At 54.5% G+C, this 22,057-nt stretch carries 20 protein-coding genes and 2 pseudogenes; 13 read left to right on the top strand and 9 right to left on the bottom strand.

The window, feature by feature from the left end; translation table 11 throughout:
• On the bottom strand, positions 1-2,280 hold the full coding sequence (gene phsA, locus ACIDEJ_RS02860; RefSeq protein ID WP_411986591.1) for a thiosulfate reductase PhsA: 2,280 nt from the start codon (positions 2,278-2,280) through the stop codon (positions 1-3).
• A 575-nt stretch (positions 2,281-2,855) separates the two neighbouring features.
• Between phsA and ACIDEJ_RS02855 the strand changes: the two genes are divergently transcribed.
• The 4 genes from ACIDEJ_RS02855 to ACIDEJ_RS02840 all read left to right on the top strand — a co-directional run bounded on the left by ACIDEJ_RS02855 (position 2,856) and on the right by ACIDEJ_RS02840 (position 7,825).
• Positions 2,856-3,182 carry a c-type cytochrome gene (locus ACIDEJ_RS02855; RefSeq protein ID WP_411986590.1) on the top strand — a complete coding sequence of 109 codons (327 nt, stop codon included), beginning with the start codon at positions 2,856-2,858 and terminating at the stop codon, positions 3,180-3,182.
• Between the two features lie 107 nt (positions 3,183-3,289).
• Positions 3,290-5,017: a DUF3373 domain-containing protein gene (locus tag ACIDEJ_RS02850; protein ID WP_411986589.1), complete on the top strand. Its 1,728-nt coding sequence runs from the start codon at positions 3,290-3,292 to the stop codon at positions 5,015-5,017.
• A 39-nt stretch (positions 5,018-5,056) separates the two neighbouring features.
• Positions 5,057-6,433, top strand: coding sequence for a tetrathionate reductase family octaheme c-type cytochrome (locus ACIDEJ_RS02845; protein ID WP_411986588.1), 1,377 nt, complete (start codon positions 5,057-5,059; stop codon positions 6,431-6,433).
• Between the two features lie 234 nt (positions 6,434-6,667).
• Positions 6,668-7,825 carry a putative sulfate/molybdate transporter gene (locus ACIDEJ_RS02840; RefSeq protein WP_411986587.1) on the top strand — a complete coding sequence of 386 codons (1,158 nt, stop codon included), beginning with the start codon at positions 6,668-6,670 and terminating at the stop codon, positions 7,823-7,825.
• Between the two features lie 32 nt (positions 7,826-7,857).
• Here the strand turns inward: ACIDEJ_RS02840 and ACIDEJ_RS02835 are convergent, their stop codons facing one another.
• A complete protein-coding gene (locus tag ACIDEJ_RS02835; protein WP_411986854.1) occupies positions 7,858-9,639 on the bottom strand; it encodes a sensor histidine kinase in 1,782 nt (593 codons plus the stop codon).
• A 227-nt stretch (positions 9,640-9,866) separates the two neighbouring features.
• On the opposite strand from ACIDEJ_RS02835, the gene ACIDEJ_RS02830 reads away from it, so the two are divergent.
• Positions 9,867-10,454 carry a response regulator transcription factor gene (locus ACIDEJ_RS02830; RefSeq protein WP_411986586.1) on the top strand — a complete coding sequence of 196 codons (588 nt, stop codon included), beginning with the start codon at positions 9,867-9,869 and terminating at the stop codon, positions 10,452-10,454.
• 11 nt (positions 10,455-10,465) lie between these two features.
• On the opposite strand, the gene ACIDEJ_RS02825 is transcribed toward ACIDEJ_RS02830, so the two are convergent.
• The gene (locus tag ACIDEJ_RS02825) at positions 10,466-11,413 is read right to left on the bottom strand and encodes a pseudouridine synthase (protein ID WP_411986585.1); all 948 of its coding nucleotides are present in this window, start codon (positions 11,411-11,413) and stop codon (positions 10,466-10,468) included.
• A gap of 140 nt (positions 11,414-11,553) precedes the next feature.
• Here ACIDEJ_RS02825 and ACIDEJ_RS02820 point away from each other — a divergent pair, with 140 nt between their 5' ends.
• The gene (locus ACIDEJ_RS02820; protein WP_411986584.1) at positions 11,554-12,027 is read left to right on the top strand and encodes a YhcH/YjgK/YiaL family protein; all 474 of its coding nucleotides are present in this window, start codon (positions 11,554-11,556) and stop codon (positions 12,025-12,027) included.
• A 45-nt stretch (positions 12,028-12,072) separates the two neighbouring features.
• Here ACIDEJ_RS02820 and ACIDEJ_RS02815 read toward each other — a convergent pair whose 3' ends face one another.
• Complete coding sequence (locus ACIDEJ_RS02815; protein ID WP_411986583.1) at positions 12,073-12,699, bottom strand: MliC family protein; 627 nt, start codon at positions 12,697-12,699, stop codon at positions 12,073-12,075.
• Positions 12,700-12,940: 241 nt separating this feature from the next.
• Here ACIDEJ_RS02815 and ACIDEJ_RS02810 point away from each other — a divergent pair, with 241 nt between their 5' ends.
• Positions 12,941-15,358, top strand: a complete 2,418-nt coding sequence (locus ACIDEJ_RS02810) for a TonB-dependent receptor plug domain-containing protein (RefSeq protein ID WP_411986582.1) — start codon at positions 12,941-12,943, stop codon at positions 15,356-15,358.
• Between the two features lie 62 nt (positions 15,359-15,420).
• Here ACIDEJ_RS02810 and pnuC read toward each other — a convergent pair whose 3' ends face one another.
• The gene (gene pnuC, locus ACIDEJ_RS02805) at positions 15,421-16,152 is read right to left on the bottom strand and encodes a nicotinamide riboside transporter PnuC (RefSeq protein WP_411986581.1); all 732 of its coding nucleotides are present in this window, start codon (positions 16,150-16,152) and stop codon (positions 15,421-15,423) included.
• On the opposite strand from pnuC, the gene ACIDEJ_RS02800 reads away from it, so the two are divergent.
• Positions 16,152-16,406, top strand: coding sequence for a hypothetical protein (locus ACIDEJ_RS02800; RefSeq protein ID WP_411986580.1), 255 nt, complete (start codon positions 16,152-16,154; stop codon positions 16,404-16,406). The two genes, pnuC and ACIDEJ_RS02800, sit on opposite strands and share 1 nt — an antisense overlap.
• Before the next feature lie 14 nt (positions 16,407-16,420).
• Here ACIDEJ_RS02800 and ACIDEJ_RS02795 read toward each other — a convergent pair whose 3' ends face one another.
• Positions 16,421-16,591, bottom strand: coding sequence for a DUF3012 domain-containing protein (locus ACIDEJ_RS02795; protein WP_411986579.1), 171 nt, complete (start codon positions 16,589-16,591; stop codon positions 16,421-16,423).
• 90 nt (positions 16,592-16,681) lie between these two features.
• Positions 16,682-17,050: a SpoIIAA family protein gene (locus ACIDEJ_RS02790; RefSeq protein WP_411986578.1), complete on the bottom strand. Its 369-nt coding sequence runs from the start codon at positions 17,048-17,050 to the stop codon at positions 16,682-16,684.
• Between the two features lie 121 nt (positions 17,051-17,171).
• On the opposite strand from ACIDEJ_RS02790, the gene arfB reads away from it, so the two are divergent.
• Both arfB and aroQ read left to right on the top strand, forming a co-directional pair.
• Positions 17,172-17,588: an alternative ribosome rescue aminoacyl-tRNA hydrolase ArfB gene (arfB, locus tag ACIDEJ_RS02785; protein WP_411986577.1), complete on the top strand. Its 417-nt coding sequence runs from the start codon at positions 17,172-17,174 to the stop codon at positions 17,586-17,588.
• A gap of 80 nt (positions 17,589-17,668) precedes the next feature.
• Positions 17,669-18,112, top strand: coding sequence for a type II 3-dehydroquinate dehydratase (aroQ, locus tag ACIDEJ_RS02780; RefSeq protein WP_411986576.1), 444 nt, complete (start codon positions 17,669-17,671; stop codon positions 18,110-18,112).
• A gap of 19 nt (positions 18,113-18,131) precedes the next feature.
• On the opposite strand, the gene ACIDEJ_RS02775 is transcribed toward aroQ, so the two are convergent.
• On the bottom strand, positions 18,132-18,638 hold the full coding sequence (locus ACIDEJ_RS02775; RefSeq protein WP_411986575.1) for a hypothetical protein: 507 nt from the start codon (positions 18,636-18,638) through the stop codon (positions 18,132-18,134).
• A 172-nt stretch (positions 18,639-18,810) separates the two neighbouring features.
• On the opposite strand from ACIDEJ_RS02775, the gene ubiD reads away from it, so the two are divergent.
• Both ubiD and fre read left to right on the top strand, forming a co-directional pair.
• Positions 18,811-20,292 carry a 4-hydroxy-3-polyprenylbenzoate decarboxylase gene (gene ubiD, locus ACIDEJ_RS02770; protein ID WP_411986574.1) on the top strand — a complete coding sequence of 494 codons (1,482 nt, stop codon included), beginning with the start codon at positions 18,811-18,813 and terminating at the stop codon, positions 20,290-20,292.
• 42 nt (positions 20,293-20,334) lie between these two features.
• Entirely contained in the window at positions 20,335-21,033 is a 699-nt protein-coding gene (gene fre, locus ACIDEJ_RS02765; RefSeq protein ID WP_411986573.1) for an NAD(P)H-flavin reductase, read from the top strand.
• 202 nt (positions 21,034-21,235) lie between these two features.
• Here fre and ACIDEJ_RS02760 read toward each other — a convergent pair.
• Positions 21,236-21,391, bottom strand: a pseudogene (locus ACIDEJ_RS02760) (type I restriction enzyme endonuclease domain-containing protein); the annotation flags it as partial.
• Positions 21,392-21,693: 302 nt separating this feature from the next.
• Here ACIDEJ_RS02760 and ACIDEJ_RS02755 point away from each other — a divergent pair.
• Positions 21,694-22,057: pseudogene (locus ACIDEJ_RS02755) on the top strand (transposase); the annotation flags it as partial.

The raw sequence follows: 22,057 nt of genomic DNA, 5'->3' as shown, positions 1-22,057 counted from the left end.
TTATGCCTTTTCCAGTTTCACACCAGTGGTGTGTACACACATACCGCATACCGGTGCGGTGGCATGGGGCAACAAGTTGCCACAATGAACACCCTTACCGCTGGCGCGGGTCAGTTCTTTGTTTTTGGAACCAAAACCCATGTAGGCAAAGACTGTATCCGGACGAATACCTTTGGTTACCAGTGCATGGCCGGTTTCGCTACCCACGCTGGAGGTCAAACGAATGGCATCACCGTTCTCGATACCCCGTTTGGCGGCGGTTTCCGGATGGATCCATACGGCGTTGTCTGACATCAGGTTGGCCAGCATTGGCACGTTGTGGGTAGCACCGTTGGTGTGCACTGCCACTTTGCCCTGAATGAAGTACAGCTCGTCAGGATTTTTCAGTTTGGCTTCGTGATAAGCAATCATGCCGCGGCCGGGTGCCAGTTCTTCCACTTCACTGGAGAACAGCTCAATCTTGCCGCTTGGGGTCTTGAACTTCACGGCCGAACCATAAGTGCCATCCTCATCCACTGCGTGGGCGGTAGGATAAGCGGCAGCAAAGGCAGCAACCATTGACGGTTCACGCAACATCAGCGGCTTGCCGTAGCTCACATAACCCTTGTCTTTAATCTTCTTCAGCAGCGCACCATCTTTTTTCACCTGTGCCAACTGCAGTGTCTGGATGTTTTCCCATGGGTAGTATTCACCCAGGCCGAGTTTAATCCCCAGCTCGCGGAAAATTTGCCAGGCAGGCTTGGTGTCGCCAATCACGTCCACCACTTGCTGGCGCACGTAGTAACCCGGATTCTTGCCAGACTTGTCGGCAATCTCTTCATCCCGTTCCAGATAGGTACATTCCGGCAGAATGTAGTCAGCAAACGCAGCGGTTTCGCTCACGTACAAATCACAGCACACCACCAAATCCATTTTCTTCAGTGCGTCTTCCACCCGGTTACGGTCGGTCACTGTTTGCATGGGATTGGTACGGGTCATGACCCAACCGTGAATGGGATAAGGCTTGCCATTTTCAACGGTATCGATAATGGACTGGTAAATGCCGCCCATTTTGGCAGGCAGTGCCAGTTGCGGATCGACCTGATCAATGCGCTTGGCAGTGGGTTTCGGAATTTTCACACCGGGTTTGCCCAGTGAAGGCGCCGCATCGGTACCGGCAAATTTGTTGTATGTGCTGGCTTTTTTGCCACCATACAGGCCGCCTTTGCGCTCGAAGTTGCCAATCAATACGTTGGCGGCATAAATGGCGCGACGCATTTCAAACTCTTCGGTGGTAAAGGTGCTGCGGTGACCGAAGTCAACCATGGCATGAGGCGCGGCTTTTGCCAGTTCATGGGTAATGCGGCGAATGTCCTTGGCGGGTACGTCCGCAACCTTCTGCGCCCATTCCGGCGTGTATTGCGCTACCTGCGCGGCAAACTGTTCAAAGCCATTCACATAACGCTCAACAAAGGCTTTGTCATATAAATCATCGGCAATCAGCACATTACAAATGGCCAATGCCACGGCCACATCACTGCCGGGCCGGATTGGATGCCATTCATCGGCTTTGGAGGCCACCACGGAGAAGCGGGGATCGAACACCACCAGCTTGGCATGCTTGTCCATCTGCGCTTTCATCAGCGCACGGGTTTCGGACATGTTGATGCCTTCATACAGGTTATGACCGAAGTTGATGATGAACTTGCTATTGCTCAGGTCCCGTTTCATTTTGGAACCGTACACCGCATGGGCAGCTACCCCGTAACCGCCTGGACAGGTGGTCAGGTGGGTAAAGGTGTTAGGGCTGCCAAACGCCTTTGCCATATTGAAGATATGGGTGTGTTCAGAACCTGACTTGGATGAAAAGACCACGCTTTCCGGACCATATTTGCTTTTCAGCTCATTCATTTTGGCCGCGATTTCGCTGTAGGCCTGGTCCCAGCTGATGGTTTGCCATTCACCCTCGCCACGGGCACCCACGCGTTTCATGGGTTTTACCAGACGCTGTGGATCGTACAGCAGGCTATGGCCGGCGCCGCCACGGGCACACACTTTACCGCCAAAGGATTTGGCTTCTGCATTCCCTTCAATGAATACTGTTTTGCCATCTACCACCCGGGCAGAAATGGGGCAACGGGTAGAGCACATTTCACAGATACTGGGTACGGCTTCCCCGCTGCCGCGCAGTTCTGTTGCGCCCACGGCTGCCAGCGAGCCGGGGACAACACTGGCCAAGGCACAGGATGCACCAGTAGCGCCGGCACCTTTCAGGAAAGCCCGTCGATCAAGCTTTATCATGGTTAACCTCCATCGTCTTCAAGCCGGAGACGAATAGTTCACTCGGAATCGTTTTTATTCAGACGCATGAGTGTTGCCAAGCAACAGCGTCTGCGCTGATTTCGCGTTAATTGTTATCCCATGAATTTTTTACGGGTATTGTGGTAAACCACAATACCCCTGCTGATGTGATCCAAGGCATAAGAACTGGGCCATCCAGTCCCTAATATGTGAACGGGTTTACATTTTTGTCACTGCGCAAAAATCAAGCAAAATAAACAGTTAAATGCTGCGTCAATGGTTAAAATTTGACTTTTGTTAACTGTATCACCCTAAAAAAAGTGTGAGATTATCCACAGTATTAGCCAACTTTAAATTAAATAACTTTTATAAGTTTATGTTTTATAGCGACTTTAAAACATGCCGCTACATTTCATTAGATTAATTTCAATGATATTTTTATCAATTAGAAAAATATCATGAAAGTGATCGCCGTCAACGCCTCATGTTTTCTACTTTGCTAAATTCTTAACCGAAATAAAACAACAACAACATCCGCAAGTGATGCTGAATAAAAATAGCAATATGAGGAAATGATGATGAAAACAACACTCCAGCTTGGCGTATTACTGCTGGCAACCGCACTGGCCGCAGGCAGTTACGCAGCCGATGGCGGCAATCCCAAAAAAGGCAAACATCTGTACAAAAAAGAGTGCAAGGTCTGCCACAGTCAAAGCAATGCCGCTGGCGAACTCACCCCCATGAGCAAAACCATGGCCCAATGGGATCGGTTCTTTGACAAAGACAAGCACAAAGCCAATCCGGCAGTTTTTGAAAAACTGAGCGAAAAGGATCTGAAAGACGTACAGCAGTTCTTGTATGACCATGCGGCAGATTCCGCCCAACCGCAAACCTGTGGTTAATCCCGGCACTTAAGCCACCGTCCGACAATACACAGCAATGGCATGGAGCAAGCTCCAGGGGCTGTTGCTGCCTGAAAAAGCCGGAGATTCCGGCCAGGAGAAAAAATATGCGCACATTAGTTGCCATTGTGGTTGCTCAAGCATTGGGACTTTCGCTGATGGCAAGCCCGGTTGCCCATGCCACGGAAAAAACCGATAACGCAAAAATTGCAGAACTTAAACAACAACTTGCCGATATTACCGAGGAGCTAGACAGCCTCAATTCCCGGCTGAACAAAACCGAACGCCACGCCGCGCTGGATAGGATCACCTTTACCGGCGACTTCCGGGTCAAGGCGCACTCCCTGCACTATCAGGATGTGACCTGGAATCCGGCCATCCTGATGAATTTCAGTGATTTTGGCGCCCGTGCCATGGCCGGAGAATATGGCAATCCGGCGGATGCCAACTCTCCCCTGGGGAAAATGATGGCGGCCAACCCCGCGCTGGCAAACGCTTTTCAAAGCGGCCAGTTAAACGGCGTGATGCCTTATGCCCTGGCACCCCAGAGCCGGCAGGACATCGACAACGACATTTTCTACACCACCCGCTTGCGGCTCAACATGAAGGCCAAGGTCTGGGATAACGTGGATTTTGCCGGCCGCCTGAGCATGTATAAAAACTGGGGCGACTCCACCGGCGTGCAGGTATTTGATTCCTGGCGCGCCTTTACCATGGACGGCACCAGCTCCGGCAACACTTCCGGTGACTGGCTGCGGGTGGAGCGGGCTTACTTTGACTGGCGCAACATCGGAGGCTCCGAGCTGTACCTGTCCATTGGCCGGCGCCCATCCACCTATGGCCCGCCCAGCCACTACAGGGAAAACGAGCTGCGCGGCGGTACCCCCTCTGGCCATCTGGTGAACTTCAACTTTGACGGCATGACCATTGGCTACAAGCTGGAAGACATCACCGGCATTGAAGGCCAGGTGGTGCGTTTTTGCTATGGCCAGGGTTTTGAGTCCCAATGGGGCAATGGCGAGTTGTTTGGCGATACCGTCACCAAAGACACCCATCTGGGGGGCTTTAACATTGACGCCCTTAATGACGGCAACCACTTCCTGCAATTCACCCTGTTTGCCGCCAAGGACATTAACGACGGCTTCAAGGGCACCATGGCGTTCCCCAACCAGTTTGCCTCCATCTTTGCCCCTACCATGTACCAGGATTTGCAAAAGTTTGACAACTTCAACTTTGTCACAAGGGTGCAACCCAGCGGCGTTATTGGCGACATGTATCTGGGCGGCGTGGGTTATGCCTACGAGTCTGACGAAGACATGAAGTTTTTTGCATCACTGGGCTGGACCCGAGCCGTAGGCAATGGCGAAGCCGGCATGTTTGGCGGCATGTTGTCGGATGCGGTGTTTACCGCTGAACTCAACAGTGACGGCAGCGAAATCATCATGACGCCCGCCAGCGCTGACAGTAACGACACCCATGACGGCTACGGCATATATGTGGGCATGCAAATGCCGGCGCCTTACGGCAAATTCGGTCTGGAATACAACTACGGCTCCAAATACTGGACACCTTTCACCCAAGCCCAGGATGACCCCATTGGCAGCAAGCTGGCTACCCGCGGCCATGTGGTTGAAAGCTATTACATCTTTGATATCAATCCGAAAATGTTCATCAAACTGGCAGGCCTGTATTACGACTATGAATATACCGGCAGTGGCACCCCGGTGGGTGCGCCACAAAAAGTCAGCGATGTGCTTAACGGCAGTGCTTACTCGCTGTTGCCGGTGGTGGACACCGCCTTTGATGTCAATGCCTCACTGACCGTGAGCTTCTAACCCAACCAACCGCCCCGGGCAACCGGGGCAGGAGATACAATGATGAGATCACTTGCGTTACTCCTGCTGTTGGCGGCTGGCACGGCCAGCGCGGCAGCGCCCCATAAAGACGTACTGAAAGGCCCCTATAACAGCGGCCCTGAAGTGACACAGGACTGTTTGCAATGTCATGAAAAAGAAGCCCATGACGTGATGAAAACCTCCCACTGGACCTGGGAACTCAAACAGCAACTCCCCGGCCGCACGGTAGCGCGCGGCAAGAAAAACGCCATTAACAACTTCTGTGTGTCCATTGCCGGTAACCAGCCCCGCTGCACCGTGTGCCATGCAGGTTATGGCTGGAAAGACAACCACTTTGATTTTACCGATGCCACCAAGGTGGATTGTCTGGTTTGTCATGACACCACCGGCACCTACGCCAAAACCGTTGCCGGCGAAGCCTTTACCAACGTGGATTTGGTCAAGGTGGCGCAAAACGTGGGCACCCCGGTGCGGGATAACTGCGGCTCCTGCCACTTCTACGGTGGCGGCGGTGATGCGGTCAAGCACGGCGATTTGGACTCATCCATGGCCTATCCTGACAAAAACCTGGATGTGCACATGAATGCGGACGGCAATGACTTCCAGTGCCAGGACTGTCACCAGACCAAAGATCACAACATCAGCGGTAATGCCATGGGGGTATCTCCCGGCGGTGAGGATCACATTGGTTGCATCAACTGCCATGATGCCGCGCCCCATGCCAACAAGCGTTTGAATGCCCATACGGATACCGTGGCCTGCCAGACCTGTCATATCCCTTACTTTGCCCGTGAAGAAGCCACCAAACTCACTTGGGACTGGTCAACCGCCGGCGAAGACAGGGAAGACAGCGTGGATGAATACGGCCGCCATACCTACCTGAAGAAAAAGGGCTCCTTCACCTGGGGGAAAATGGTCAAGCCCAGCTATGCCTGGTACAACGGCAAGGCTGATGCGTACATGGCAGGTGACAAGATGGACCCCAGCAAAGTTACCAAGCTGGCTTATCCACTGGGCGACATCCAGGATCCCAAAGCCAAGATTTACCCGTTCAAGGTATTTTCCGGCAAGCAGATTTACGACAAGAAAAACCACATCTTCCTCAACCCGAAAACTTACGGTAAAGGCGGATACTGGAGCGAATTTGACTGGGATAAAGCGGTACGTCTGGGAATGGAAGCCAGTGAAGCCATGAAGGCAGTAGGCGCCACCTACAGTGGTGAATACGATTTCGCACCTACCGAAATGTGGTGGCGTATCAACCATATGGTATCGCCCAAGGAACAAGCCCTGAAATGTGCCGACTGCCACAGCGCCAAAGGGCGCCTTGACTGGAAAGCACTGGGTTATGAAGGTGATCCGATGAAAGCCAAAGGCATCTTGCACACCAAATAAGCGTTAAGCGCGTCCCTTATCGCGCCATGATTTAGCCGGAATGCCGAGACTCCGGCTAGGACCAGCCCGCCTGCTCAGGGCTGGTCCACTCTTTTTCAGACAATAAGACCCAAGCCCTAGCCAAACTGTCTCATTCATGGCCTGAATAAAGGTAAATTTGAGAAAATTACAGAATCCTGGGCACAAACCCCATAAAAAAACTGGCATTGTTATTGCCATTATCCGGCATCCATCATGACGGCAAATTTTATGACTCCATCCCGTACCCTCTCAATCAACATGAATCGTACCCTTGGGGAATTCAGTGGTGCCTTTGCCGATCTGGGCACATTCTTGCCGTTAGTGCTGGGGCTTATCGCCCTCAATCAATTCTCGCCCCAAGGGATTTTTTTTGGCTTCGGATTATTCGCCCTGGCCATTGCGGTGTTTTATCGCCGCCCGATCCCAGTGCAACCCATGAAGGTGATTTCAGCCCTGGTGATTGCCCAGGGGCTGACACCGGGGATCATGCAGGCCAGTGCCATGCTGATGGGGGCCATTTTGCTATTGCTGGCGGTGAGTGGTGCCATTACATGGCTGTCAAAGCAGATATCCCAGGCCATCAGTGTGGGCATTCAGTTTGCCATCGGCATTCAGCTGCTGATGATGGGCGGCCACATGATGACCATCACCCCGCTGGTGGGGTTTGGCGCTTTTGCGCTGATTTTCATGTGCCGCTTCACGCCGCTGCGTTATGTTTCCATGCCGCTGGTGTTGGTGGCCGGCATGTGCTGGCAGTATTACCTGCAAGGCAGCGACGCCCATTTCAGCTTTAACCAGACCCCATGGCAGCTGCACTGGCCACTGCTGGATGACTGGGCCCAGGCGCTGACGCTACTGGTGCTGCCCCAATTGGCCATGACGCTCACCAACGCGGTGATTGCCACCTCGGTCGTGGCCAAAGAGAAATTTCCCACCGAAGCGGAACGTTTTACCCCCAAGGCTTTTGCCACCAGCTCGGGGCTGGCCAATCTGCTGCTGGCACCTTTTGGTGCCATAGCCATGTGCCACGGTGCCGGCGGGCTGGCAGTGCAATACCACTTCGGGGCAAGGCGGTTATGGGCCCCGATGATTTTTGGCCTGAGCTGCATCGCCATTGCCTTGAGCTGGGGAGAATCCGTTGCCTGGCTGCTGAGCCTCATTCCCATGGCCGTATTGGGAGCGCTGTTGTCCATCGCCGGATTACAACTGGCGTGGTCCAGACGCCTGCTCGACGGCAGGCCCTTTTGCATGACGGTTATCGGCACCACCGCCGTGGTGAGCCTGGCGGTTAACCCGGCAGCGGGGTTGCTGGCCGGGCTGATACTGGAATTTTGCCGCTCCCGCTGGGAGCTCATCCAGACCATCCGCTAAGCCGGTTGCGCTGGCATGGCAAGATGCGGCCACTAATTACGCTGATACGGCAACCACAATTGTGCCCGGCACCCTTGACCATCAGGGCGGTCTTCCAGTTGCAACACCCCCTGGTGCTCTGTCATCACATCGCGGCAAATCGCCAGCCCCAGTCCCAAGCCGTTTTCCTTGGTGGTGGCAAACGACTGCATCAGCTCGGTTACCGGTGCCGCCAAACCGCTACCGCTGTCAATAACCTCTATCAGCATCCAGGGCTGGCGCAAATCACGCTCCCTATCACTTGGAAACGCCTGATAATCCAGCCGGATAAGCAGCTGTTTACCCCCGTTTCCTTCCATCGCATCCAGGGCATTTTTCAGCAGGTTCACCAATACCTGGCTCAGCCCCACGCTGTCTCCCAAAATGGCTTGTTCATGGCCGGTTTGCTGTAAGTGTACGGTGATTTGCCGGGTATCAATGGTGCGCTGAAACAGCGCCAGGGCTTCCTGGATCAACGGCAACACCAGCAACGGCACATTGCCGTTACGCCGGCGGCGCAATAACCCACGGATACGGTGCACCACTTCTCCGGCCCGCATCGACTGGCTGTAAATCTTTTTCAGCACCTCATGCAGTTGCGGCGGCATCTGGGCAGCATCGCTGCGCTCCAGCGCCATTAACGCCCCTTCGCTGTATTGGGTAATGGCCGCAATGGGCTGGTTCAGCTCATGGGCCAACCCGGCACCAATCTCCCCTAAAATGGCCGCACTTTGCATCCGCTCCAGCTGTAGCTCCTTATCTTTCAGCTGGCGCTCAGTGGCCATCAAAAACTCGTTTTTCTGGCGGATTTTGTATTCCAGCCACAAGTGGTAAAAGGGAGCCAAAAAGAAAATGCCCAGCAATACCATGGCCAGTTCCCGGTGTTGCCGAAACCATTTATAGGAAGCCGCATAAAGTGAGGGCGGACCGCCGGAAATCTGCAGCTCATCGTACAGTTTAATCACCGCCAACTGGCTCACCGGCGCGGTCCAGCCCATCAGATCCGCACTCACGGCGGCTTCCGAGTTGGCGGGCAGGTCAAACAGTGCCTGGGTAATGGCCTGGGTGATGGGGCTTGGCACCAAATCCGAAGCGGCAAATGACCAGTTGGGATATAACGGGGTGCTAACATCGCAGTCGTAACCTTCCGGTTGCTGGCGGTTGATCACCCGGAAATCCTCCCGCTTGACCAGCCCTTCATCCACCATTTCCTCCAGGGTGCAATAAGGGGTAATGGCCGAGTCCACCGCGCCATCACGCACCTGATACACCAAAGGCTCCAGGGGGAATCCCAAAAAATGGATGTCGCTGAAAAAAGCGCTGGCCTCTATGCCATGGCGATGGAGCAACCCCACGGCGGCCTGATACCCCCCCAGCGCCTGGGGATCGCTGGCCGCAACCGACACGCCCCGTAAATCTTCCAATGAATGGATGGGGCTGTCGGCCCGCACGATAATGGTGGAGCCGATGGCGTAAGTCGCGCCGCCGTGTTGACGGCTGCGCATGGTGGCCAGCCAAGACAGAGGCTGTTCGTTACTCAAGCTCAAATACTGGCCGGGGTTGGTTACAATGAACTGTACCCTGTGGTCCAGCAGTTGCTCTTTCATTTCGGTAAAGTCCAGAGGAACCACCTCAAAGCGGTTGCCCGGCAACTGCTGGCTCAGGTAATCCATCATGGGCTGCCAGCGCAAAATGGCCTGCATCTGGCCATGATTGGCCAACACCGCAATGCGAAATACCGCCTCGATGGGATAATCACCGGTTTCACAGTCGGTATTAACCGAAGACGTTGCCATATTTGGCAAAAAACACAGCCATAACAGCAGCAGCCACCCATGCCGTTTCATGCTTACCTCAAATTTTTTAATTGCGCTTAGCCTAATACACGACATAAGGTAATACCTTGAATCATCGCAAAAGCCTGACAAAAACCAGGTGATCCATGTCCAAAAGCCAGCGTTAGCGGTTTGTCGCCCGTTTGACAGCGTTCTACTCTTGGTATCTCAATATAACGAGGCGCTTGATGCAACAACATAATGTTTATCTGGTGGATGATGATGCCGCCATTCGTGACTCCCTCAGTTTCATGCTGACCCAGTTCGGTTTCCAATTACAGGCATTTGCCGATGGCATGAGCTTTTTGGAGCAATGCCAACTGCAAGCACCGGGGTGCGTCATTCTTGATGCCAGAATGCCGGAAATTACCGGCCAGGAGCTGCAACAGCGGCTATTGCAGCAAGACAGCCCGCTGGCGATTATTTTCCTCACCGGCCATGGCGACCTGCCCATGGCGGTAGAGGCATTTCGCCGCGGTGCCTGCGATTTCTTTCAAAAACCGGTGAACGGCAAAGCCCTTGCCGGTGCCATTGAAAAAGCGCTGGAAAACAGCCAGAAGGTATGGGAAGAGCAGCAACTGCAGGGATGTTTTAACCGCTTGAGTCCCCGGGAAAAACAGGTACTGCAACTGTTGATCCAGGGCCAGACCAACAAGCAGATGTCTGAAGCACTGCACTTATCGCTGCGGACGGTGGAAGTGCACCGGGCCAATACCATGAAAAAGCTTGGCGTACACTCCCTCGGGGAACTGATGAAATACACGCCGCTGTGCTAGTCCGGCCGCGGTTATCCTGCAGGCGCCTCAGGCAACCCCAACTCACCACTTAATCCCGCACACCGCACCAAACGTGCCTCCCCGTTGAGGGGATCTTGATAGCGCAGCTCGCAGGCCACCAGTTTCAGTGGCCGTGTAAAATCATCTGCCTGTAACGGTTGCAGGCGGGGATAAAAACGATCGTTGAGAAGCGGCATCCCCAATGACCACATATGCAAGCGCAACTGGTGGGTTTTCCCGGTAACCGGCTCCAGCTCAAACAATCCCACATCACCCACGCTTGCCAGCAGGCGAATATTGGAATGGCTGTTGGCCTCGCCGGGCACCATCTGCATGGTAAACCCGGGATTACCCCGCTCAATGCGGTTTTTCACCACCCAGGCAAGGGGGGTGGGCAACCATCCTTGCGGTATGGTGTCGGCCAATTCAGGGGTCAGTTTGGCCAGTGCCTGATAGCGCTTGTGGATAGCGCCCTCCCGGAACAGGCGATGATAGGCATCCCGGCTTTGGGGGTTCACCGACATCAGCATCACGCCAGCGGTGTCCCTGTCCAACCGATGCACCGGAATGATGGTGTCGATGCCAGTACGGGCCCTCAGCCGGTTGACCAGGCATTCATTAACAAAATTGCCCCCGGGGGTGACCGGTAAAAAATGGGGTTTGTACACCAGCAGCGATGCGTCATCCTGGTACAGGATCTGCTCCTGGAACGGGATTCGAGGCTCGCTGGCCACTTCACGGTAGTAATACACCCGCTGGGCCGGCCGGTAAGGCGTGTGTTCATCAATCAGCGAGCCATCTTGCCAATGCACCTTGCCCTGCTGCATCCGCATGCGCCAGCACGCTTCGCCAATGGCCGGGAAACGGGCCGCTAAAAAAGCCAGCACCGTGGCTTTATCCGTTTGCTGCTGGGGTAACGCCACCCAGGAGGGATGGGCGGCCTTGACACTGTGATTCATGGAAATCCTGCATGGTGGTGACGGGCGGAATTGTAACGCAAACCCTGGCACAACCCACACTGTCGCGGCTTTTTAACGTGAGCAATATACTTTTATCGTCTGAGGGATATACTGGGCGCGCATTATTTCTGGAGAATTTTATGATCATCGACACCCTTGCCAACCGCGCCTTGTACGGTGCCATCCATCCCCGGATTACCAGTGCGCTGGAGTATCTGGCCGCCACTGACTTCAACCTGCTGGAAACCGGTGTGTACGAGCTCGATGGCAAGTCGCTGTTTGCCGTGGTGGATGACTACACCACGGTAGCGCCGGGAACCTCCCCGTTTGAAGTGCACCGCAAGTATATTGACGTGCAGTACATCGCCCGAGGCGAAGAAGCTTTTGGTTATCTGCCCATGCCGCAACAACAGGCCCCCTGCCAGCCTTACAACACCGAACGGGATTTTGAAAACTTCAGCTACGAGCAAAATCGCGCCAAGGCCAGTTACATTGCCTTGCGCCGTGGCATGTTTGCCGTGTTTTTCCCGGAAGATGCCCATATGCCCTGCTGCACCCTTGAGCAGGAATCACAGGTGCGTAAAGTGGTGGTCAAAGTACGGATTGACGACTAACCCCGCCGCGAATGCCGCAACACACGGCATTCGCACATTTTGCGCTTACTGCAACGGGTCAAAGCGCTGGTAACAACGGATTCTCGACGCCTGTTTCCCCCAGCGCAGCAATAGCTTGTCGCCCTGCCACCACAACTGGTGTTCATCATCCCGGTATTGCTTGCCACTGGCGCCTTCCACCTGAAACATCAGGGCTTCTTCATCGCCCCGCTTGGCCCGCACCACTTTTGGGTCGCTGTTAAAATAGTGGGCCACCACCCAGCTGGTGGGCACGTCATCGCACACGTAGGTAAACGGGCCCTGTGACGGCACCAGCTGGTAACGGGCCTGCAAGGTGGCAATGCGCTGCCGGTAATGGCGACGGGCACATCTTTCCGGCTGTTTATCCACCAGGCAGGCATCCCGTTGTTCCGCCCAGGCATACTGGTTGCGATGCAGCAAGGGCAAATCTTCCAGTGCGGTTTTGCGCTGTGCCCGTTCATAGGTAGAGGCCAGGCGATGATCAAGCCTTGCCAGTGCGGCGTTATCACAAATCCAGTTTTTCACGGCACCATCCTGCGCCTGGCGCAGCTTGCAGTTAAATGACGGCTGAATGGCATCTGCAGCCAGCGCTGGCGCTGACAGAAAACACAACAGCCAGATGCTTACCAGACCAATCCTCTGTTTTTTCATTTCTTCTCCCGCCCGCAGACACAACTTGTTACTTTTCTGATTTATGTTGATAACACTAAATCAACACATTGTTTATTAAAAAATTTATTTGCTTGAGCGACTCTCATATATTTTTTCATAAGGTTTTTTCTAGCTTTTATAACCTAATGCACTGATATATCACGATTGCTTATACGCCAAACCATCAGTGATGATGTTAACCTTGTGAGCAAATTATAACCAACCTGAATAACTCAATAATATGAATAAATACAATGTTATCGCACTGGCCGTTGCCAGCCAATTGGTCATTCCTGGGGTGCTCGCCGCCGATGCCACTGCCCAAGCGCAGATTGAAAAAATCGCGGTGGTGGGCTCCCGCATCGCCCTGCGCTCGGCCACCGACAGCGTGGCACCGGTGGACATCATCACATCCGCACAGTTACAGGCCACGGGCCTGACGGAAACCGCCAAGGCCCTGCAGTTTGCGGCGCCCAGTTACAGTTTTCCGTTTTCATCGGTAACCGATGGTTCTGATGCGGTCAGACCCGCCAATTTACGCGGTTTGTCACCGGATCACACACTGGTGCTGGTTAATGGCAAACGCTATCACAGCTCGGCGCTGGTGCACCTTTCCGGCACCGTGGGCAAAGGCGCTTCCAATGTGGATTTGAACACCATTCCCATCACCGCCATCAAGCGCATTGAAATCCTTCGCGATGGCGCCTCGGCCCAATACGGCTCGGATGCCATTGCCGGGGTGATCAACGTGGTGCTCAAGGATGCCAATGACCAGGGCAGCATCAGTGCCCAGTTGGGGCAAACCTATCAGGGGGATGGGGAGCAATGGCGCGTGGGCGTTAACAACAGTGTCGGTTTTGCCAATGACAGCTTTGTCAGCCTGTCGCTGGAAGCCCAGCACAAAAACAGCACCAACCGGGCCGGGCTGGACCCCCGCCAGCAATATCCGTTACTGGCCGATGGCAGCGCCGATCCCCGTGAAGCCACCTTTAACCGGAAAAACCATCAGGTAGGCGATGCCGAGTACGACAACCTGGCGTTGTTTGCCAACGGCGCCCACTATCTTGACAGCCACGGTTTGGGCGACAACGGCAAGCTTTATGGCTATGCCGGTTACAGCGAGCGGCAAACCACATCCGGCGCGTTCTACCGCCGGGCACTGGATAACCGCAACATTCTTGCCATTTACCCAGACGGTTTCCTGCCCCAGCTCTCCCCCAAAATCCGTGATTATTCCGCCCAGTTGGGTTACGAGTTCGACCTTGGCAAATGGCATCTGGACAGCGCTGCGGGCTATGGTAAAAACAGTTTCAATTACCGGCTGGAGAACTCCCTGAATGCCTCCCTTGGCACGGGCAGCCCCACTGAATTTGATGCTGGGACGCTATCCACCCATGAGTACAACCTGACCCTGGATGGCTCCCGTTATCTGGCATTTTTCAATGATTCGGAAATCCTGCTGGCATTGGGCGCCGCATGGCGCCAAAACGGCTATGAAATTCAAGCCGGCGAGAGCGCCTCTTACATTAACGGCGGGTATGATAACCGTCCGGCGGGTAGCCAGGGGTTCAGTGGTTTCACCCCAGAATCGGCGGTCAACCAGCAGCGGCACAATCTGGCGCTGTATACCGAGCTTGAAAACCAGCTCAGCGAGCAATTTTTCTGGTCGGCAGCGCTGCGCTATGAGGATTATTCGGATTTTGGTGACAAAATCAGCTGGAAACTGGCCGGCCGCTACGACATCACCGATCAGTTGGCCGTGCGTGCCACGGCCAATACGGGATTTCGCGCCCCCAGCGTGCAGCAACTCTATTTCACCAACATCTCCACCCTGTTCAATCCTGATCCGGTAAGCGGCGATCTGGTGCCCACAGAGTCCGGCACCTTCAATAACCTGTCACCGGTGACCCAGGCATTGCAGGTGGGGAAATTGCGCCCGGAAGAATCGCTGTCTTACAGTTTGGGACTGGTGTACACCAATGACAGTGGCCTGACAGTCACCCTTGACAGTTACCAGATTGATATTGATGACAGAATCGTGCTCTCCAGCTCGCTACGCCGCAGTGATTCAACGGTGGTGGCACAAGCGCTGGCCGGCACCAATGCCGAATCGGCCCGCTTTTTCATCAATGCCGTAGACAGCCGCACCCGAGGGGTGGATTTGGTGGTCAGCCAACGCGTTGAGCTGGGCAGCTTTGGCGATTTGCAGGCCAGTCTGGCCTACGCCTATAACGATACCAGTATTGAAGACATCCATTTGCCAGCCATCCTTGATAGCCTGCAGGACAAGCTGTTTGATCACATCGAGCAGGTGCGGATGACCGAAGCCACCTCGCATCACACCGGCAATTTGGGATTCACCCACCACCTGGGGAAATTCACCACCAGCTTGCGCTTCAGCTACTTTGGCCCCTATACCATCGGCTACAGCAAGGAAGACGTGCGCTACAGCGGGAAAACCACCACGGATCTGTCTTTGGCATATCAGGCTACCGACAACTTTGCCGTCACCGTGGGGGCCCAGAACCTGTTTGACACCTATCCGCAAAAACGACCGGACGATAACAACTTCAACGGCATTTTCGTCTATCCCCTCACCAATACGCCGTTTGGCTTTAATGGCGGTTATTACTTTGTGGAGGGGCGTTATACCTTCTGATAATTCCTCAAGTGCCACCGGTTGACCGTTTTGGCATCACGGCCAAGGCGGTCAGCCGCCCTTTATGGGCGGTTGGCAAACCCTGGCCTGCTGCCGTGACGGTGGGCGCTGATAGTCCACTCCCGGGCGCCGTTTGCCGCAATGAACAGCAAAATGGCATATTCAATGGCCATGGCATACACCCCTTGGGTGGCATAAATGCCAATGCTGATGAGGTTGACCAGCACCCATAGCAACCAGTTTTCCACGTATTTGCGGGTCATCAGTATTTGCGCCGTTACCGACAGCACGGTCACGGCAGCATCCCAGAAAGGATAAGGGTCAGGCTGCAACGAAGGTTGGGGCAAATTGGCACCCAGCAGGTTCAGCAGTGCCACGCAGGTGCGGGCCAGGGCCAAAAACACCGGGTCGATGTAGCAGCCAAGCAGCACAATTGCCACCAGCATCACGGTTAATGTAAGCAGCAGTTTTTGCCGGGACAGCCAGCGAATTCGCAATGGCTGCCCTTGCTGCCCGGCAGGATGGGTCCAGGCGTACCAGCCGTACACATTGGCGCAAAAGAAAAACAGTTGCAGCAGCAACAGCCCGTATAGCTGGATTTGGAAAAAAATCACCGCAAACAGGCTGACGTTAATCAGCCCGAACAGGAAATTCAACGGTTTTTCACGGCTGGCCAGATAGATGCACAGCAAGCCAAACAGCGTGCCCAGTGCCTCAATCCACGACATGGCATAACCGCTGCCTACAGGAATGGTGACCAGGGTATGATTGATATCGAACCAGCTTGCGAGCATTGAAAAAGTTCCTTGCTTATCCGTTTCCGGTAACCACAGCACAGGAAAAACATTTCACCATGGATAACCGCGGTTTTCCAACCATCAATCCGCAGGGTTACTCAGGCAAGGGCAAAAACATGGCGGGAAAGCGCGCCCTGACGGCACAAGCGGCCAATACCGCAAAGATGGCGGCCAAACGCGCAGAAACGGGAACGCCTGAACACGGGCGCTATGACATGGGCGGGGTTCAGCCCATGTCAGCGCAGCCGTAACACGGCCATCAGGCTTATTTGAATACGCAGTGTTTGGCGTAGTCTTTGGCTTCGTTGGCACTCCAGTCACCGGAGGGCTTTTCTTTCATCTGCTTGCACCAGGCTTCGCTGCCCACTTCCGGCGCACAGGCGCCCAGCATGCTGGCCAGTAATAAAGACAGGGTCACGGCGGTAAACTTTGACATAAAAGGATCCTTGAAAATTAACGGGAAAGCTGGGGCTAGCTTAGCAGAGCCGGTAAAATTTCCACAACCGTTATCCGCAGCATGAGCCTGCTACGCCACCGTGGAGCGTTTGCAAATCCACTGCACCGCCGCTTGTTTCTGGCTGAGCGGAAACCAGGCTATCTCGCCAGCCACAAACGGCCCCAGCAGCTTTACGGCATTGCCTACCCAGTCAGGCCCGCCCACAAACACCAGCGCATCAAACGCCGGCAGTTGCACCTCACCGTCACCGGACAACGAGCGGGCTTCCCAGCCTTCCAGCAACACATCCGCTTCAATGTACAGGCATACCTGTCCCCAGTTTTCCCGGGAACTTTTAATGGCCGGTTGCAGCTTGGTACGATAATCCACTGCCGTGAGGCGGCCACTGGCAAACACGCTGATAACGCCTTTGGCTATTTCCGGGATCTGGCACAACATACATCCTCCTGCATTTGCATTTCATCCCCCTGAGCCTTTACAGCATGGCCTGCGCCATGGGGGCGTTAGTGGTACACTGCCTCTTCGATTATTCACGACTTTTGTGTTGCTGACTGTGCCCATGATAAAAATTTCCAGCCGCGTACAACTCCCGGAGCAGGAGCTCACCTGGCAATTCATCCGTGCCAGCGGCGCCGGTGGCCAGCATGTGAATAAGGTATCCACCGCGGCCCAGCTGATTTTTGACATCCGCGCCTCGTCACTGCCTGAGCATTACCAGGAAAAACTGCTGGCACTTAGCGATCATCGTATCAGTGCCAGCGGCAAAATCATCATCAAATGCCAGCAAAGCCGCAGTCAGGAAGACAACCGCCAGCAGGCACTGAGCCAATTTTGCGAACTCATCCTCAGCGTGACCCGGGTTCAGAAAAAACGCATTGCCACCAAGGCTACCCGCGCCAGCCAGCGCCGGCGGGTTGATGCCAAAAAGAAACGGGGAGCCGTCAAATCCATGCGCCAGCAGAAGATCCCGTTATAACCCATGCTGCAGTGTCGACAAACGCGGGCAGATTTGCTCAAATCACCCACAGACACAACGGCACAGCCAAGGACAGTCACATGAGAGACAAAGCCAAAATACTGTTGTTAAATGGTCCTAACCTCAATCTGTTGGGGCAACGCGAGCCTGAAATATACGGGCACCAGACCCTGAATGATATCGTCACGGAGCTGATGCAGCAGGCATCCGATGCGGGTTTTACGCTAGAACACCTGCAATCCAATGCGGAGTTTCAGCTGATTGATGCCATCCACGCCACCGATGCCGCGTTTGTGGTGATCAATCCAGGGGGCTTCACCCATACCAGTGTGGCCCTGCGTGATGCACTGCTGGGGGTGGATTTGCCTTTCATTGAGATTCACCTGTCCAACATTCACGCTAGGGAGCCGTTTCGCCATCACTCTTACCTGTCAGACAAAGCCAAAGGGGTGATTGTGGGCTTGGGAGCCCAGGGGTACGGTTTTGCCCTAGCCGCGGCCATCAGGCAACTGCAACAGGCATGATGCATCTGCCCGTACCCGGTCACTTGGCGTGTACGGGCGCTGCCTGGCTTTCAGGGGTTTCAGTCAACGGCACGTACTGCTGAATGGCCCAGTCAAAACGGTAGCGCTGCCCCTGCCATTCATACAACAATCGGCCATTATCCTGGATCACCCGGGCATTGGCGGGCAGTTCACTGCGCCCCTGCACGCCCACATCCACCATCCGAAAACCGCTGGTTATCTGCTGCACAGGTGCACGCACAGCTAGTGGCGCTGACGGCATGAGCGGCACTGGCGGAGCGGGAGGCAGCGCATAACGGGGCTGCTGCCAGCGATAACTGTCCCACACCCAAGGGCTTAACCACAGCGCTGAAAGCCCCAACTGCCAACGCCAATGATCATGATGATGGTAATAAGGACGCTGCAGATGATGACGGGGATGATGGCGCTCATGGGCAACGCCATTGATGCCCAGCGTCAGGGCCAGAATGCCAATGAGCAACACCGAGCCTTTTGCCCCATATGTCGCCAAATCACTTGTGGCCATGTTAACCTCCCCGCGCAATGCAACTGCTTAAATAATATGCGATAGCCGTGCCACCTACCAGCGCCACCGGCCACGATCACTCGCTCAGCTTTTCACCATGGCAGTTACCCCCTTAACAGAAAAATGCTATAGTGCGCGCCATCACATTTTTCAGCGCCGAGCCTAATTCCATATGAGTTTTAAGGATTTACGCAGTTTTCTCGATCACCTTGAAAGCCAGGGTGAACTGAAACGCATCAGCCATCCGGTTGACCCCCATCTTGAAATGACCGAAATCGGCGATCGGGTACTGCGCCGGGGCGGCCCGGCCCTGCTGTTTGAAAACCCCGTTGGCAAATCCATGCCGGTGCTGCTCAACCTGTTTGGCACCCCCAAACGGGTAGCCATGGCCTTGGGCAAAGATGACCCCATGGCGCTGCGGCAAGTGGGCGAATTGTTGAGCTTTTTGAAGGAGCCGGAGCCACCACGGGGATTTCGCGACGCACTGGATAAACTGCCGTTATTCAAGCAGGCGCTGAACATGCCGGCCAAAAGCGTGCGCAAGGCTCCCTGCCAGGAAGTGGTGCTCAGCGGCGATGACGTGGACCTGACCCAATTGCCCATCCAGCATTGCTGGCCAGGGGATGCGGCGCCACTGGTGACCTGGGGGTTGACCATCACCAAAGGCCCGCGCCAGAAACGGCAGAATATCGGCATTTACCGCCAGCAGTTGCTGGGAAAAAACAAGCTGATCATGCGCTGGTTGTCCCACCGGGGCGGCGCGCTGGATTTCAAGGATTTTCAGGAACAGTTCCCCGGAGAGAAATATCCGGTAGTGGTAGCGCTGGGAGCCGATCCGGTCACCATTCTCGGGGCGGTAACCCCGGTGCCAGACAGCATGAGTGAATACGCCTTTGCCGGACTGTTGCGGGGAGAGCGCACGGAAGTGGCCAAAGCCATCAGTTGCGATCTGGAAGTGCCCGCCACCAGCGAAATCATCCTTGAGGGCTACATCGACCCGCAAGAAACCGCACTGGAAGGCCCCTACGGGGATCACACCGGCTATTACAACGAAACCGACACCTTCCCGGTGTTTACCGTCACCCATGTCACCCATCGGCGCGACCCCATTTACCACAGCACCTACACCGGCCGTCCCCCGGATGAACCGGCCATGCTGGGGCTGGCGCTGAACGAGGTATTCGTGCCCATTTTGCGCAAACAGTACCCGGAAATCGTCGACTTTTACCTGCCACCGGAAGGCTGCTCCTACCGCATGGCGGTGATCTCCATCCGCAAACAGTACCCCGGCCACGCCAAACGGGTGATGATGGGCGCCTGGTCGTTTCTGCGGCAATTCATGTACACCAAGTTCATCGTGGTGGTGGACGAGGATGTGAACTGCCGTAACTGGCAAGACGTCATCTGGGCCATTACCACCCGCATGGACCCCATCCGTGACACGGTACTGATTGACAACACGCCGATTGATTACCTGGATTTTGCCTCGCCGGTTTCCGGTCTCGGCTCCAAAATGGGGCTGGATGCCACCAACAAGTGGCCCGGTGAAACCCAGCGGGAATGGGGCACCCCCATCCAGATGGATGACGAGGTAAAACAGAAAATCGACCGCATTTGGGAACAGTTGGGAATTGACGACACGCCCACGCTGTAACTGTGACACCCGGCACATCAGCCGGCAGATAAAGGTAAGCTAATGAACAGCATTTGCTGCAAAATCGAAAAAGTGACCCCCTTTAATGACGCCGTGTATCAGGTACTGTTGCGTCCGCAAACCCCGCTGGCTTTTGCCGCCGGGCAATACCTGAGCATTGTCATGGACGACAACGACAAACGCCCGTTTTCCATCGCCTCCGCCCCCGGCAGTGAGCTGCTGGAGCTGCATATCGGGGCGGCCGTGAGTGAAAGCTATCCCATGCAGGTGATAGAACGCCTGCAACACAGCGACACCATCACCATCGAGGCGCCAGCCGGTAACGCGTTTTTACGCCACCAAAGCCCGCGCCCCAGACTGCTGATTGCCGGCGGCACCGGGTTTTCCTACATCAAGAGCATCATCGAGCAGCAGATGGCACTTGGTCTGCAAGTGGAAACCCTCTTCTACTGGGGATGCCGCACCGCCGAGGCCATGTATGGGGCCGATATGGTGCACCAGTGGCAACAGCGCCACCCATGGCTGCATTTTGTGCCGGTGGTAGAGCAGGCGCCTGCCAACTGGCAAGGCAAAACCAACCTGCTGCTAGCGCAGATAAAACAGGATTTTGTCAGCGTGGCCGATTACGACATCTACATTGCCGGGCGTTTCCCCATGGTGGGCGCCGCGCGGGAGATGTTCCGGGAGATGGGCGTGGATGAAGCCCACCTGTATGGCGATGCCTTCGCCTTTATCAAATAATGGCCCATGTCGCCTGCAATGCGTTGGCGTAGAACGCACCTACGGCATGAAGTAATCCGCATTCATAACACATTAAAATAAAAGGCCTTTCTTTAACAAGAAAGACCTTTTTGCTTTTCATGTACCTGACATACAATGAAACCGGCCATCTTGGCATGTCATTGCGGCATGCCATTACGCCCAACATCTGATGCAAGTACGGCTATACAGTCCAGCCATCGGCCAACACTTCTGCTTGCTCCAATACCAACTGAATGGCAGCATCCGCTTGATCTGGCGGATACTTCCAGCGGCGCAGTAAACGGCGTACCAAATTGCGCATTCTGGCGCGTACACTCTCGCGTTTTTGCCAATCGACGTACGAAAGGCCACACAAAGCCAAGCATGGGCGACCACCTTTAATGATCGTTTAACTTCTATTTTTAACAGCGGTTAAAAATGGGAGGATTACCGCACCTGATAGTATCGACAATCGGCAACGATATCGAGTGCTAAGGTAAAATTTCAATTTACTCTCTATGCCGCATCACTGAAATCAACACTATTGTCACATCCTTCCTTGGCTAAAAACGCTATCAGCGCTATGGTGTAGTGGCATAGTGAATTTGGCCACCTAATTAGAGCTGCTATGATGGCAGCATAACAACGTTAGGTGACAAAATGACAAAGAAAAAAGGCCCGAATTTCAGCCCTGAATTCAGACTGGAAACAGCACAACTGGTTGTTGACCAAGGTTATACGAATAGAGAAGCGGCCGAAGCCATGGGAGTGGGTTATTCAACTCTGGGCAAATGGGTTAAACAATTGCGAGAAGAACGTGCGGGGAAAACACCGCAGGCAGCGCCTATGACACCTGAGCAACGTGAAATTCGTGAATTGAAGAAGCAAATTAAACACCTTGAATTAGAGAAGGAAATCTTAAAAAAAGCTTCTGCTCTGTTGATGTCGGACTCCATGAAACACTCTCGTTAATCGAGAAGCTGAATCAGAGCAATAAGCGCCGTTATTCGGTAAATCATCTGTG

The organism is Shewanella mytili (genome assembly GCF_046765975.1).
Classification (GTDB): domain Bacteria; phylum Pseudomonadota; class Gammaproteobacteria; order Enterobacterales; family Shewanellaceae; genus Shewanella; species Shewanella mytili.
This window is presented reverse-complemented; position numbering and strand designations above follow the sequence as displayed.